The organism is Nonomuraea sp. NPDC050478 (genome assembly GCF_044458265.1).
Classification (GTDB): Bacteria; Actinomycetota; Actinomycetes; order Streptosporangiales; family Streptosporangiaceae; genus Nonomuraea; species Nonomuraea ferruginea.
Window position 1 is genome coordinate 886,893 of record NZ_JBITHT010000005.1, and the last position, 13,895, is coordinate 900,787.

Below are 13,895 nucleotides of genomic sequence, written 5' to 3' on the forward strand. Positions count from 1 at the left end.
TCTGTCAGGACACGAGTCCGGACTCGACGGCGCCGACCGCGAGTGCCGTACGGGAGTTGACACCGAGCTTGCGCATGGCCGAGTTGACCTGTGCCGCGACCGTCCTCGGGGATCGCGACAGGACGGCGGCGATCTCCCTGTTGGTCTTTCCGGTGGCGAGCAGGCGGACGACCTCCAGCTCGCGGGGCGAGAGCTGGTCGCCGTAGCCCCGTCGCCCGCGCCCGCGCACCTCCACCTGGTGGACGCGGAGCAGACCGGCCAGCCGCTCCGCCGCCGCGCGGGCGTTCAGGCCGGTCAGCCCTTGGAGCACCTGCCGGGCGAGGGGAAGCGCCGTCTCGGCCTCACCGGCGGCCAGCAGGCAGGCGACCTGCCGCTCCTGGGCGAGCAGCGCGTCGTAGGGCCGGGGAAGCCGCTGCCAGGCGTCCGCCGCGCGACCGTACGCGGCCGCGGCCTGTCGCGGCTCGGCACGCGTTTCCGCGAGGATCGCGCGGCACAGCGCCAGACCGGCCCGAGGCGCCGGCGCGTCCCGCCCGCGCACCCAACCGGCGAACGCGGCGACGAGGTCGGCGGCCTCGTCCGGTCGTCCGGCGGCGACCAGCGCCGCGGCTCGGGCGGGGGCGAGGTCGGCCGCCCACAGCCAGGTGCCCTTGTCCGCGACCTGTCGCATGGGCTCGTCGGTCACCCGCAGGGCTTCCCCGGTCTCTCCGCGCGCGAGCAGCAGTCGGCACAGGGCAGCCGCCGGCTCGGCCAGGAGCTCCACGGCACCGTGGCGGCGGCAATCCGACAGCACGTGCTCGAACCGTTCCTCCGCCTTGGCGTCGCCCGCCGCCGCGCGCAGCAGCGCGGCCACCAGGACGGCCTCCAGCCTCGTCACCGGCTGCATCTCGTCGTGCTCCGCCAGGGCGGCGGCCCGCCCGGCCAGCCCTCGCCATCGGCCCTCGAACCAGTCGAGGTGAAGGCGCGTCACCCGGACGAGTTCTCTGATGCGACGGAACCGGTGACGTTCGGCCAGCCGCGCGGCCTGCGCCAGATAGCGGGCCGCATCGCTGTGGCGTCCCCAGCGCACCCCCGCGTCTCCCAGGTTCAGCAGACCTTTCCCGATGTGCCGGGACTCCTCCGCGTCGGCCGGCTCACCAGGTATCCGGGATGCCTCCGCCCACCCCTCCTCCTCCCCCATCAGCAGCAGCGCGCTGACGCGCTCGACGAGGAGGTTGAGGCGGTCGCTCGCCGGCACCGACTCGGCAGCCGCCGCCGCGCGGCGTAACCAGCGCAGATGCGTGGAGACCGGGGTGGACGGCCCGCGTGGCCAGCCGAGGTAGGTCATGATCAGCGCGGCGCTCAGGGAGCCGGGCGGCAGGTGCGCGACCGCCTTCTTCATCTCGGCCCGGCCGGCCTCGTACTGTTCCATGATCACGAGTACCCGGCCCAGCTGGTGCCGGGTCTCCGCCGCGTCCGCCGGGGGCATCGCGTCCCACTCCAGAGCGGACCGCAGGCTCCGGACCAGCCCGTGGAAGCGGTCGTCACCGGTGAACGAGGGGAACGGGATCTTGGCGACCAGCCGGGCGGCGTCCGCCGGGGGCGACTCGGGATGGGTGAGCAGGTCGTACAGCAGCGACGCGGCGCCGGCCTCGTCGGCGGTGGCCAGCGCGAGATCGGCGGCCCGCTCGGCGTAGCGCCTCCAGTTCGCCACGTCTCCGGCTTCGCGGGAATGCCGGGCGAGCTGGGACACGGGGAGCGGCGTCCGCGCGGCCAGCACGTGAGCGGCCCGCAGGTGCATCGCCCGGCGGTCCGGAGGGGGGATCGCCTCGTACACCGCCCTGGAGGCGAGCACGTGCCGGAACGACAGCGACCCGTCGTCCTCGCGCAACAGCCCGCACGCCAGCGCCTCGGCCAGACCGCCCGGAGCGGTGAAGCCGTCCCGAGCCGGCGCGTCCGGATGCCGGGCCGGGGCGGCGAGCAGGGCGCCGAGCGTGGCCTCGTCCGCCGGGGCGGACAGCACCGCCGCCGCCCGGAGGACGGACCGCGCGGCCGGGCTCAGCCGCGCGACCCGTTCGAGAACCGCGTCACGCACGGTCGGGGGCACGTCGATCCTCGCCAGCCTGCGGCGGGCCCACTCCCCGTCCCTGCGGGTCAGGTCCGCGCGCTCGTACAGCAGGCGCACGGACTCCTCGACGGCCAGCGGGACCCCGTCGGTGTGCCGGTGCAGCAGCATGGCGAACGCCGGGGAGACGGGCTCGTCGTCCAGCATCGACGACACGAGGGCGCCGGTGTGTGCCACGTCCAAGGGCTCCAGCGTGAGCCGCAGCCCCGTCGCGGGCAGCCGGGACGACAGCCGCAGCAGCAACGAGGTCTGCGGCACGTCGTCCGGGCGGTAGGTCACGACCAGGCCGGTACGCAACGGGTGCCGGGCGGCCAGGAACAGCAGGAACTCCAGCGTGGCCTCATCGGCCCAGTGGGCGTCCTCCACCGCCAGCACCGACACCCGCAGCCGGTCCAGCACCTCGTCGAGCGCGCGGAAGAGCAGGTGGCGGGCGGCGCGGGCGTCCTCGGGCGGCTCAGGCGCAGGTGGCAACTCGTCCGCCCACTCGGGGAACAGCGGCCGCAGCGCCCCGGCGAGCGCGCTCAGCCCCAGCCCCGCGACGCTGCCGGCGGCCTGGCGGACCGCGTCGACGATCGGGCCCAGCGTGTACGGCTCGCGGAAGGGCGGGCAGAAGGCCACCAGGCCGCGATCCAGGACTTCCCGTAGCAGGCGGCTCTTGCCGACCCCGGCCTCTCCCTCGACGAGCACGATCGCCGGCTCCCCGGCCAGCGCCCGCCGGCACGCGGCGAGCTCGGACTCGCGGCCCACGAACGCGGGCACCGCCATCAGCCGCGGCGCACCGGCGCCGGGAGTCGCCGCACCAGCCACAGTCGGGTGCTCCCTACCGTGAAACGACAGGCTGGACCTGAGCTAGATCATCATAGTCGTCAGAGAGCACACGACGCCAGGTCCTCACAGCAGCGGATGGGCCTCCGGGTGGGCGTGCCACCAGGCGCTGAAGACCGGGTTGTCCTCGACGTGGTCGATGAAGGCGCGGGCCAGGCCGCGATAGACGGCGGCGGCCGCGTCATGGCTGAGACGGTCCCGCCGCCACGCCACGACGAGCCTGGCGACCTGCGGCTCGCCCGCCAGAGGACGCACGACGGTGCCTTCGGCGGCGGGCCAGGTGGGGTCCACGAGCCGGACGCCGTGCCCGGCCGCGACCAGGGGGCGACCGGCGCCGCTGGGCGCGTCGTAGCGGACGTCGGGCTCGAACCCGGCGGCCCGGCAGGAGGCGCGCAGCGCGGCCAGCGACCCGTCCTCGGCGCCCGGCGGGCTGATCCAGCGCTCGCCCCGCAGGTGCGCGAGGTCGATCTCGGCCTGCCCCGCGAGCCGGTGGCCCGCCGACAGCGCCACGAAGATCGGATGGCGCGGGATCAGCGTGCGGGTGACCACGGGGGCGGTCATGGGCACGTCGAAGCCCTCGATCATGCCCATGAGCGCGGCGTCCAGCCGCCCGTGTGCCAGTCCCTCGGCGAGGAGCACGGCGGACGGCTCGATCCGCAGCGAGATGGGCCGGCCGGGGAGTTCCTCGGCGACCCGGTCCACGACGCCGGCCACGCACGCCAGGTGGATGCAGCCCAGCTGGAGCCCCGCGGTCTCGCCGGCGTCGCGCAGGTCGCCGAAGAGGGTGTCGAGCTCCGACAGGACGATCCTGGCGCGGGCGACGACCTGGCGGCCCAGCGGCGTCGGCTCGACGCCCGCGTGGCTGCGGACGAACAGCTCGCCCCCGACGATCGCCTCGACCTTCCTGAGCTGGTTGGTCATCGCGGGCTGGGACAGGCCGAGACGCGCCGCCGCCCGCGTCACGCTGCCTGTGTCGGCGATCGCGCAGACCATCCGGAGGTGCCTGAGATCGAGGTCCATGTCCAGAAATTAGGGCATACGCAACTCTTATGCCCGGCTGTATGACCGCGGCTCGGCAACGGCTTTCACACTCAGGGCGGCCTCGCATCCACGCGTCACCCCCCGGAGGTTCTCGTGCGAAAGCTGTTAGTCCTGGCAGCCCTGCTGCTGCCCTTCGCGGCGCCCATGCCGGTGAGCGCGTCGGTCACGGCCGAACCGCCGCCGGCCGCGGCCACGACGACGACCGTCGACGACCACGTACGGAAGGAATCCCTGGCCGTCGAGGACCGGGCGCCGCTGCCCGCGTCCAAGGACGCGCTCCGCCGCGACTACGACGAGCCGGCCGCCAAGGCCCTCAAGGCCGCCGCCTGCTCCGTGAGCGACTTCACCGGCCGCACCGGCGGCGCGCTGGTGCGGCAGATCAAGGCGTCCACCACCGAGTGCGTGAACACGCTCTTCTCCCTGACGGGCGCGGACGCGTACCACGCCTTCCGCGAAGCGCAGATGACCAGCGTCGCGTACGCCCTCAGGGACGACGGCGTGAACTACCCGGGCGACAACAGCGCCGGGACCGCCCAGCTCGTCCTCTACCTGCGGGCCGGCTACTACGTCCAGTGGTACAACCCGTCGGACGTCGGCGCCTACGGCCCGTCCCTGCGGACCGCCGTCATGGCCGGGCTGGACGCGTTCTTCGGCGCCCCGCGCGCCTTCACGGTGAGCGACGCCAACGGCGAGGTGCTGGCCGAGGCGGTCACGCTGATCGACAGCGCCCAACAGAACGACCGCTACCTGTGGGTGGTCAAGCGCCTGCTCGACGGCTACGACAGCACGTACGACGCCTCCTGGCCGATGCTGAACGCGGTCAACAACGTCTACACCGTGCTGTTCCGGGGCCACCAGCTGCCGGCGTTCGTCAGCGCCGTCCGGGCCGACCGCGGCGTGCTCGACACGCTGAACGCGTTCGCGACACGACACCTGTCACTCCTCGGCACGGACCGGTCGTACCTCGTCTCGAACGCGGGCCGCGAGCTGGGCCGCTTCCTCCAGCACGCCGACCTGCGGACGACCGTCCGGCCGCTGGCCAGGGACCTGCTCGGCCGCTCGTCGATCACCGGCGCCACCGCCCCCCTGTGGGTGGGCGTCGCCGAGATGGCCGACTTCTACGACCGCGCCAACTGCTCGTCCTACGGCACCTGCGACCTGCGGAACCGGCTGGCGGCCGAGGTGCTGCCGATCACGCAGGCCTGCGGTTCCGGCATCCGCATCCGCGCCCAGCACATGACGTCCGGGCAGCTGTCCGCCAGTTGCGCCAGCCTGGCCGGGCAGGACGCGTACTTCCACAACCTGGCGCGTGACAGCGGCCCGGTCGCGGACGACCGCAACACCACGCTGGAGGTGGTGGTGTACGACTCCAGCACCGACTACCGGACGTACGCGGGCGCCATGTTCGGCATCGACACGAACAACGGCGGCATGTACCTGGAAGGCGACCCGGCGGCGGCCGGCAACCAGCCGAGGTTCATCGCGTACGAGGCCGAATGGCTGCGTCCGGACTTCCAGATCTGGAACCTCAACCACGAGTACACCCACTACCTGGACGGCCGCTTCACCATGTACGGCGACTTCACCGCCGGGATCAGCACGCCGACGATCTGGTGGATCGAGGGCTTCGCCGAGTACGTGTCGTACGGGTATCGCAAGCTGACCTACGACGCCGCCGTCACCGAGGCGGCCAAGGGCACGTACGCGCTGTCCACGCTGTGGAACACCACGTACGCGCACGACTCCACCCGCGTCTACCGGTGGGGCTACCTGGCCGTCCGCTACCTGTACGAGCGGCACCCGGCCGACGTCCAGACCGTGCTGCGCGCGTACCGGACCGGGGCGTGGAACACCGCGCGGACCTTCCTGACCAGCACGATCGGCAGCCGGTACGACGCGGACTGGCGCACCTGGCTGGGCTCGGTCGGCGGCGGCGGTGGTGGCACCGAGTGCGCCGGCGCCGACCCGCGCGAGCTCGGCCAGAACTGCCGGCGCGGCGGCCTGTCGGCGACGACGGGCGACTACGCGTACCTCTACCTATACGTGCCGGCGGGGACGGCGAGACTGACCATCACCTCGTCGGGCGGCACCGGCGACGCCGACCTCTACTACAGCGGCACCTCCTGGGCCACCACCTCGTCCTTCACCCAGCGGGCGACGGGCGCGGGCAACGCCCACACCCTGACGGTCACCGACCCGGCGGAGGGCTACCACTACGTGAGCCTGCACGCGGCCCAGTCGTTCACCGGAGCGACGGTGCTGACCGAGCACTGAGTCCGACGGCTACCGCAGCCGGCCGGGTCTGTCCCGGCCGGCCGCGCTGGTCGCGGGCACTGCATAGCCGGCTCCAAACCACGAGGCGTCGCCCTCGACCCCGCTCCGATAGCGCGGAGACTCACCGGTTGACCTCAACTTTGGTCGAGGTTGCAGGCTGTCGGAGACAGAGACCGGGAGACAGAGCGGAGCGAGTGGCATGCGAATCATCGAAGTGACCAGGTTCGGAGACCCCGAGGTGCTGGTGGCGCGGGACGCGCCGGATCCGGTCGCCGGGCCCGGGCAGGTCCTGATCGAGGTGGTCGCCGTGGACGTGCTGTTCCTCGACACCCAGCTCAGGGCGGGCTGGGGGGAGGGGTTCTTCCCGGTGGAGCCGCCGTACGTGCCGGGTGACGGAGTGGCCGGGACGGTCGTGGCCGCCGGAGAAGGCGTGGACCCCGGGTGGACCGGCCGGCGGGTCGTCGCCCGTACCGGGAAGCCCGTGCACGAGGGCAGCCCGATCCTGGCTCCGGTCGGCGGGTACGCCACGAAGGCGGTCGCCCGTACCGAGACCCTGGTGGAGATCCCGGACGCGCTCGGCCCGCACGAGGCGCTGGCGCTGCTGCACGACGGGCCGACCGGGATGGGGGTCGTGGACCGGGCCGGGATCCGGCCGGGCGACCCGGTGCTGGTCACGGCGGCGGGCGGGAGCCTCGGCGTCGTCATCACCCAGCTCGCGACCGCCGCCGGAGCACGGGTGATCGGGGCGGCGCGCGGGCACGCCAAGCTGGACCTGGCGCGCAAGGCCGGCGCCGAGGAGGCGGTGGACTACACCGAGGAGGGCTGGGTCGACCTGGTCCGCGACCTGACCGGCGGCGTCCAGGCGGTGTTCGACGGCGCGGGCGGCCCGCTCGGCCGCCAGGCGCTGGATGCGGCGGTGAGCGGCGCCCGGTTCTTCGCGTACGGCGCGGCGGGTGGCACGTTCGCCGACTTCACGGCCGAGGAGGCCGCCGCCCGCGGCGTGCGGTTGATCGGGATCACGGACGGCGCGCCGGAACCCGTCCGGGTACGGGAGCTGATCGAGCGATCGCTGGCCGAGGCCGCGGCGGGACGCCTTCGGCCGCACATCGGGCAGACGTTCCCGCTGGAGCGCGCGGCCGACGCGCACGCGGCCATCGCCGCCCGCACCGCGCTCGGCAAGACCCTCTTGACCTGCGTCTGACGCACCTTCACGGCGCCGAAGGAAAAGGAAAGCGGATCGCCGGTAAAGACACGCTTGTGGAACGGGCGCCGTCCGCGCGATTCACGTTTGAGCGTCGGGCCCTATTTTCGCGGCCAAGAAAATATGCCGTCCCGCGCCTTGACGTTCTTCCATTCCGGCGGGGCACGATGAGAAGGAGGCAACGAGCAACGGGGAGGCTCCATGCTCAAAGAAGCATGCGCCATCAGTGCCCTCGCGGCAGCCGCTCTAGTCCCTTCCGCCGCCGCGCAGGCGCAGAGCGCCGACAGCGCGACCATACTCAGGAACTGCGCGTCCACCAGCGCCGGCGCACCGTGCAAGTGGATGACCGAGAACAACAAGCGGTGCTATTACTGCAAGCAGTCGAAGAAGAAGGGCGGCGGCTGGAAGCGCCAGTACTGCCAGCACCAGGAACGCGAGTACTAGCAGCTGCCTCTTCGGAGGAGGGTGCGGGACGCCTTCGCGGGCGTCCCGCACCGGCACCCCGGCAGGAGCGGCCCGAAGCACTCAAATGCCCGCAATTCACCCCAACCGATTCGCCATATTCTCATACGGCCATTCCGCACCGTTGACAGGGCTTCTCGGCGGAACGACGATGCTGTTCGCCACCCGTCCTCTTTGATCCGAGTCATCTATCGCTCGTTCGCCCCAGGGCGGTCACACGACAGGAGAACGCCGTGTCAGAGAATCCCTCCGAGAAGCATGGAACGTACCAAGAGTCAGAGGCGGTGGACCTCGCCTTCGGCGCATGGGTAGTGGCGCGGCAGGAACTGGAAGAGCAGCTCATCAAGGCAGCCGCGGACATCCATGTACACCTGGACAATCTCGTGGGCCACTATCAGGGCCTGGCGGCCGACACGGAATATATGTCGTCGCAGCAACAGGTATTCGATGACTGGTGCACTTACCTAAAGACCCTATGGGACGAGTACGACAAGGCCGCCAAAGAGCTTCGCAAGCACTCGGCCAAGTACACCACGACCCAGATCGACGAAGGCACACGCATCCACCAGAACCTCGCAGATCAGACTTCCAGCTTGTCGAGGGTGCTCCTCGGGCTCAATCTCTTCTTCTGGAATGTCCGCAACTGGCACGACGCGATCAAGCTCGAATCAGCCCACGACAAGTTCCTGGCCCAGCAGTCGTCCGGCCCCAACACCACTCCCCTGTCGTCAGCCTGGTTGCAACCCAAAGGCCTGGACACCGTGCGGAACCGCAAGGTGGGGCAAGTGATCGTCAGCCACGAAGCGCAGGACCAGAGCACCGACGTCACGGATGACGACATCAAGACGGTCCGGGCGCTGGCCAAGCGCAGGGAGAAGTAGTTCTCACGCCGCCGCGGCACGGTCCGGGAGTACGCACGAGCCGGCGCTGCCGCCAGAGGAAGACCTCGTCAAGCACTCCTCAAGGCGACGGTCACAGCGCCACCGCGGTTCCTGTGACCGAGATGCCGATCGCCGGATCCGCGGGTATCGACACCGTGATGGTGCTCGGGCGGCCCATGTCATGGCCCTGGTACACGGTCACGGTCGCGGGCGGCGCGAGGAGTCCGAGAGCACGCAGATAGCCACCGAGCGCCGCCGCGGCGGCACCGGTCGCCGGATCTTCCACCACACCCCCTGGAGGGAAGGGGTTCCTGGCGTGGAACACATCGACCCGCTCCCGCCACACAAGGTCGACCGTCGTCCAGCCGGCTTCGGCCATCAGCGCGGCCAGGGCTTCGAAATCGTAGGTCAGATCCGCGAGACGTTCACGAGTGGCGGCGGCGATGATCGGATGAGAAGCGCCGGCGTTGGCCACTCTGGGGGGCAGGCCGGAGTCCAGATCGGTTGACGACCAGCCCAGAACCGACAGGAGATCCTCAAGGAGCGCGTCATCCAGCGCTTCCACGCGTGGCGGAACGCTGACGAGGGTGGCGACGGTGTGACCGGCCGCGTTCACCGAAGTCGTCACCTTGATCGGCCCGGCCTGCGTGTGCATGAGCAGGTCTCCGGGCCCGTACACGTCCGCGAAGGCCACTGCCGTCGCGATGGTGGCATGGCCGCAGAAGGGCACTTCCACCTTCGGGCTGAAGTATCGAACCGAGAGCGTCCGGTCGGTCCGTTCTGTCACGAAGGCGGTCTCCGAGTAGCCGACCTCCGCAGCGACTTCGAGCATCTTCTCGGGGCCGACCCCGCCGGCGTCGAGGACGACTCCAGCGGGGTTTCCTCCGTCGGCTCGTTCACTGAAGGCCACGTATCGCAGTAGGTCCATGGTGGAACGCTAGGACCAAAACGTGAGCGCGGCGACCTCGCGGGCGAAGCGGGCCCGGACACACCGGGGAAATCGGGATGAACTCTTGAAGGTCAGGGGATTCCCGGCGGCGCGGGCAGCTGCTGAAGTGGCGTTATGAGCCGGGGTGGTCATCGTGTGGTGCCGCATCCCGCCGACGTCGCGGTGGAGGCTTGGGCGGACTCCAGGGAAGGCTGCCTGGCCGAGGCGATGCGGGGCATGGTGGAGAGCTTCGCCGACATCGAGAGGGCGCGGCCCGACGACAGCGTGACCTTCGTGGTGACCGAGGAGAGCGACGAAGAGGTGCTCGTCGCGGTGTTGCAAGAGGTGATCTACCAGATCGAGATGTTCGGCCGCCTGGCCGTGGACATGTCGATCGACGAGCCGACCGAGTTCCCGGTGGAGCGGGTGGAGGCGCGGCTTGCCACGGTCCCGTTGGAGACGGTGGAGCGGATCGGCGCGGTGCCGAAGGCGGTCGTCATGCACAACCTGCGGTTCGGTTGGGTGGACGGGATATGGCGGGCGCAGGCCGTGGTGGACGTGGCGATCGACCGGGATGAGCGCACGCCCTTCGGCGGATGGGACGACGAGGGCCGCAAGAACGGCCCCCGTGCCCGGCTGGATCAGGAGGACGCGTAGACCCGGTGGACGAACTCCGCGAGCTTGTTGTCGGGGAGTTCCTTGGCCAGGTCGGCCTCGCTGACCATGCCCACGATCCGCTTGTCCTCGATCACGGGCAGCCGCCTGATCTGGTGCTGTTCCATCTTCTCCAGCGCCTCTTCGACGCTGCTGTCGGCCTCCACCCACACCAGGCCGTGGGCGAGTTCGCTTGCCGTGGTGCTGTCGAGGTCCTTGCCCTCGGCACAGCACTTGATCACGATGTCCCGGTCGGTGATGATGCCCTTGAGCCGGTCGTCTTCCCCGCAGATCGGCAGCGCGCCGACCGACAGGTCACGCATCATCTGCGTGGCCCTGCGCAGGCTGTCTTGCTCTCCGATGCACTCGGCCCCTTGGTGCATCATATCCTGGACTTTCTTGCCGATTCCCGGTGTGCTCATCGCTGCCTCCCCGAGAAGGTCGCTGACGCTTCCACCTGACCGCCTACCCCCAGACGGCGGATCATTGCAGCAGGCAGCAGGTGTTTTCGGCTCGGACGCAAGCCGCGTTTGAGCACGTCATCGGGGGCAGGGGAACCTCGTGGTTGTCACGCTCGCGCTGGCGGGCGACACGATGCTCGGTCGTGGCGTCGGGGACCTGCTGGCCGATTACAACGCCCCGGACGCGTTCGTCTCGGACGGCGTCCGCGAGTACCTGTCCGAGGCCGACGCCATCCTGCTCAACCTGGAGTGCTGCGTCTCCAGCCGCGGCGACTCGATGTTCGCGCCGGGCAAGGTCTTCCATTTCCGCGCCCCGCCGCAGGCCGTCGATCTGCTCGCCGAGCTCGGCGTCAGCTGCGTCACGCTGGCCAACAACCACGCGCTGGACTACGGCTACGACGCGCTGCTCGACACCCGTGCCCATCTCGAACGCGTGGAGATCCGCGCGGCGGGTGCGGGCGCCACCCTGGACCAGGCGCGCGAGCCGGTCATCCTTGCCACACGGGGGCTGCGCATCGCCGTCATCTCCGTGACCGACCACCCGGACGACTACGCGGCCGCCCCCGACCGGCCCGGCGTCGCCTACGCCGACCTGCGCTCCGGCGTCCCCGGCTGGCTGACGGACACGGTGGCGAGGATGCGTACGGAAACGGACGCCGTGCTGGTCAGCCCGCACTGGGGTCCCAACATGACGACCGGGCCGCTGCCGTACATCCTCGGCGCGGCCAGGATCCTCACCGACGCCGGGGCGACGCTGATCGCCGGCCACTCCGCGCACGTCCCGCACGGCGTGGCGCCGCCGGTCCTGTACGACATGGGCGACTTCATCGACGACTACGCGGTGGACCCGGATCTGCGCAACGACCTGTCGCTGCTGTTCCTGGTGACCGTCGACGAGCTCGGTCCGGTACGGCTGCGCGCCGTGCCGCTCAAACTCGACTACTGCCGCACCGTCCTGGCCGAGGGCGCGGAGCGCTCCTGGCTCGGCCGGCGTTTCATCAGCGCGTGCGAGGCGTTCGGCACGGCGGCCTTCTGGGAGGACGACCTGCTCGTCGTGGACCTGCGGGCCAGACAGGGAGGATGACCTGGTCAGGTGGCCGTGGTGTGTTCGCCGATGAGGGGGACGAACCGGGCGGGTGTCAGGAGGCGCAGCCGTGCCAACTCGCCCTGCCGTTTGGTGTAGAGCGTGACGAGGTCGGCCGCTTCGCCCATGATCGGCATGACGAGCCGCCCGCCCTCGGTCAGTTGGGAGGCCAGGGGCGCGGGCACCGTCGGAGCGGCGGCCGACACGATGACGGCGTCGAAGGGCGCGTGGGCAAGCAGACCGGCGGTGCCGTCGCCGACCAGCACCTCGACATTGGTCACGCCGACCGCGGTGAGGTTGGCCCGGGCGTGTTCGGCCAGGTCGGCATGGCGTTCCAGCGAATAGACCCGGTCGGCCATCCGGGCCAGCAGTGCGGTCTGGTAGCCGTACCCGCTGCCGATCTCCAGGACGGTCTCCGTACCCGTGAGCCGCAACGCGTCGATCATCCGGGCGACCAGCGACGGCTGCGAGGTCGGCTGCCCGTGACCGATCGGGATCGGCTCGTCGAACTGGGCGCTCGCGGCGAAGCGCGGCGGCACGAACCTCCGGCGCGGCGTGGCCTCGATGGCGGCCAGCAGCCGGGGATCCGTCACCCCCATCTCCCGAACGACCTCTACCAGCGTGCGCATCGCCGCTTGTTCCCCGTCACGTCCTGCCTCGCTCTCCAGCACGGCTACCCCAGCCCAGGAACCGCTAACAGTGGGCCAGTTGAGGATCCCGGAGTGCCCTAATCGTCAAAGAGAGTGTCCGATACCCAACTGTGACCCACTTCAGAGAAACGGTATACGGTATCCGCTACACCCGAGTTGACCAGCAGACCCGAGGTCCGTTAACCAAGGACCCTGACTGAGGGTGTCGGGTAGCGACACTCCCGCTGTTGACCGATCTTCGTGAGTCGATCACATTCCCAGAGATCGTCTTATTTCTGCCTTATGGCGCACAAAGGCCTCTTTGCCGGGGTCTGCGTCAGCGTGCCCTCCGAAGGGATCCGACATGCGCGGACGGTTCACAGCGCTGATCATCGCCCTGGCCTGCTTGGTGCTGATCTCCGGCCTCGGCGTGCCGGACGTGCTCATCCAGCAGGCCGCCGCGGCTGAACCGGACCCGGAACAGTCGGTGCAAGGGCGTGTCCGAACTGCGCCGCACCACCACCGCCTACCCGGGCAGCGAACGAACCGAGGTCACCCCGCCGTTCGGCGGCAAGACCGCCACCGTCACCGACGTGTTCGGCCGCGCGGTCAAGGTCGAGGAATGGTCGAACGCCAGCACCCACGCCGACACCACCTACGGCTACGACCTGCACGGCAACCTCACCCGGATGACGGACGCCAACGGCAACGTCCGCACCTACACCTACGACTGGCTGGACCGCCGCACCGCCGCCTCCGACCCCGACGCCGGCACCTCCAGCTACGGCTTCGACCTGGCCGGCCGGCAAATCTGGAGCATCGACGGCAACGGCCAGAAGCTCTCCAACATCCACGACGATCTGGGCCGCCGCACCAGCCGGTGGGCCGGCGAGATCGGCACCGGCACCAAGCTCGCCGAGTGGACCTACGACTCCGTCGCCAAGGGCCAACCGACTGCGGCCACCCGCTACACCGCTGGTCAGGCGTACACGCAGGCCGTCACCGGCTACGACAGCGACTACCGGCCCACCGCCAACACCGTCACCATCCCTGCCACCGAGGATGCGCTGGCCGGCACGTACAGCTTCACCAGCAGCTACGACGCGGCCGGGAACCTGCGCACTCAGGGCTTACCCGCCGCCGGAGGGCTGGCCGCCGAGACGCTCACCCATGCCTACACCGACCTCGGCTTCACCAAGGCCACCACCTCCGACCTGGGCGGCTTCACCTACATCCACGACACCACGTTCACCCTGACCGGCAAGCTCGAAAGCCGCTCCCTCGGCGCGGGCGGACAGGTCAAGCGGGTCCTGGAACGCGACCCAGCCACCGACTGGCTCTCGCGGGTCACCAC

The 13,895-nt window shown here is 70.6% G+C and carries 10 protein-coding genes and 1 pseudogene; 6 read left to right on the top strand and 5 right to left on the bottom strand.

Translation table 11 applies throughout. From position 1 onward, the window contains the following. Positions 1–4: 4 nt before the first annotated feature. Both ACIBF7_RS28935 and ACIBF7_RS28940 read right to left on the bottom strand, forming a co-directional pair. Positions 5–2,908 (bottom strand): ATP-binding protein, encoded by a 2,904-nt coding sequence (locus ACIBF7_RS28935; RefSeq protein ID WP_397198572.1) that lies wholly within the window; start codon positions 2,906–2,908, stop codon positions 5–7. Between the two features lie 84 nt (positions 2,909–2,992). Beyond that, positions 2,993–3,946 (bottom strand): LysR family transcriptional regulator, encoded by a 954-nt coding sequence (locus tag ACIBF7_RS28940; RefSeq protein ID WP_397198573.1) that lies wholly within the window; start codon positions 3,944–3,946, stop codon positions 2,993–2,995. A gap of 114 nt (positions 3,947–4,060) precedes the next feature. Here ACIBF7_RS28940 and ACIBF7_RS28945 point away from each other — a divergent pair, with 114 nt between their 5' ends. The 3 genes from ACIBF7_RS28945 to ACIBF7_RS28955 all read left to right on the top strand — a co-directional run bounded on the left by ACIBF7_RS28945 (position 4,061) and on the right by ACIBF7_RS28955 (position 8,785). Beyond that, on the top strand, positions 4,061–6,241 hold the full coding sequence (locus ACIBF7_RS28945) for a M9 family metallopeptidase (RefSeq protein ID WP_397198574.1): 2,181 nt from the start codon (positions 4,061–4,063) through the stop codon (positions 6,239–6,241). A 199-nt stretch (positions 6,242–6,440) separates the two neighbouring features. Next, positions 6,441–7,442: a zinc-binding dehydrogenase gene (locus ACIBF7_RS28950; RefSeq protein WP_397198575.1), complete on the top strand. Its 1,002-nt coding sequence runs from the start codon at positions 6,441–6,443 to the stop codon at positions 7,440–7,442. Positions 7,443–8,137: 695 nt separating this feature from the next. Continuing rightward, positions 8,138–8,785: a hypothetical protein gene (locus tag ACIBF7_RS28955; RefSeq protein WP_397198576.1), complete on the top strand. Its 648-nt coding sequence runs from the start codon at positions 8,138–8,140 to the stop codon at positions 8,783–8,785. Positions 8,786–8,876: 91 nt separating this feature from the next. On the opposite strand, the gene ACIBF7_RS28960 is transcribed toward ACIBF7_RS28955, so the two are convergent. Continuing rightward, positions 8,877–9,713, bottom strand: coding sequence for a PhzF family phenazine biosynthesis protein (locus tag ACIBF7_RS28960; RefSeq protein ID WP_397198577.1), 837 nt, complete (start codon positions 9,711–9,713; stop codon positions 8,877–8,879). A 156-nt stretch (positions 9,714–9,869) separates the two neighbouring features. Between ACIBF7_RS28960 and ACIBF7_RS28965 the strand changes: the two genes are divergently transcribed. Beyond that, on the top strand, positions 9,870–10,370 hold the full coding sequence (locus ACIBF7_RS28965; RefSeq protein WP_397198578.1) for an archease: 501 nt from the start codon (positions 9,870–9,872) through the stop codon (positions 10,368–10,370). On the opposite strand, the gene ACIBF7_RS28970 is transcribed toward ACIBF7_RS28965, so the two are convergent. Then, the gene (locus ACIBF7_RS28970) at positions 10,355–10,753 is read right to left on the bottom strand and encodes a CBS domain-containing protein (protein WP_397198579.1); all 399 of its coding nucleotides are present in this window, start codon (positions 10,751–10,753) and stop codon (positions 10,355–10,357) included. The two genes, ACIBF7_RS28965 and ACIBF7_RS28970, sit on opposite strands and share 16 nt — an antisense overlap. A gap of 175 nt (positions 10,754–10,928) precedes the next feature. Here ACIBF7_RS28970 and ACIBF7_RS28975 point away from each other — a divergent pair, with 175 nt between their 5' ends. After that, positions 10,929–11,912, top strand: coding sequence for a CapA family protein (locus ACIBF7_RS28975; RefSeq protein ID WP_397198580.1), 984 nt, complete (start codon positions 10,929–10,931; stop codon positions 11,910–11,912). Positions 11,913–11,917: 5 nt separating this feature from the next. On the opposite strand, the gene ACIBF7_RS28980 is transcribed toward ACIBF7_RS28975, so the two are convergent. Beyond that, a complete protein-coding gene (locus ACIBF7_RS28980) occupies positions 11,918–12,541 on the bottom strand; it encodes a protein-L-isoaspartate(D-aspartate) O-methyltransferase (RefSeq protein ID WP_397198581.1) in 624 nt (207 codons plus the stop codon). A 497-nt stretch (positions 12,542–13,038) separates the two neighbouring features. Here ACIBF7_RS28980 and ACIBF7_RS28985 point away from each other — a divergent pair. Continuing rightward, a pseudogene (locus ACIBF7_RS28985) lies at positions 13,039–13,895 on the top strand (hypothetical protein); the annotation flags it as partial.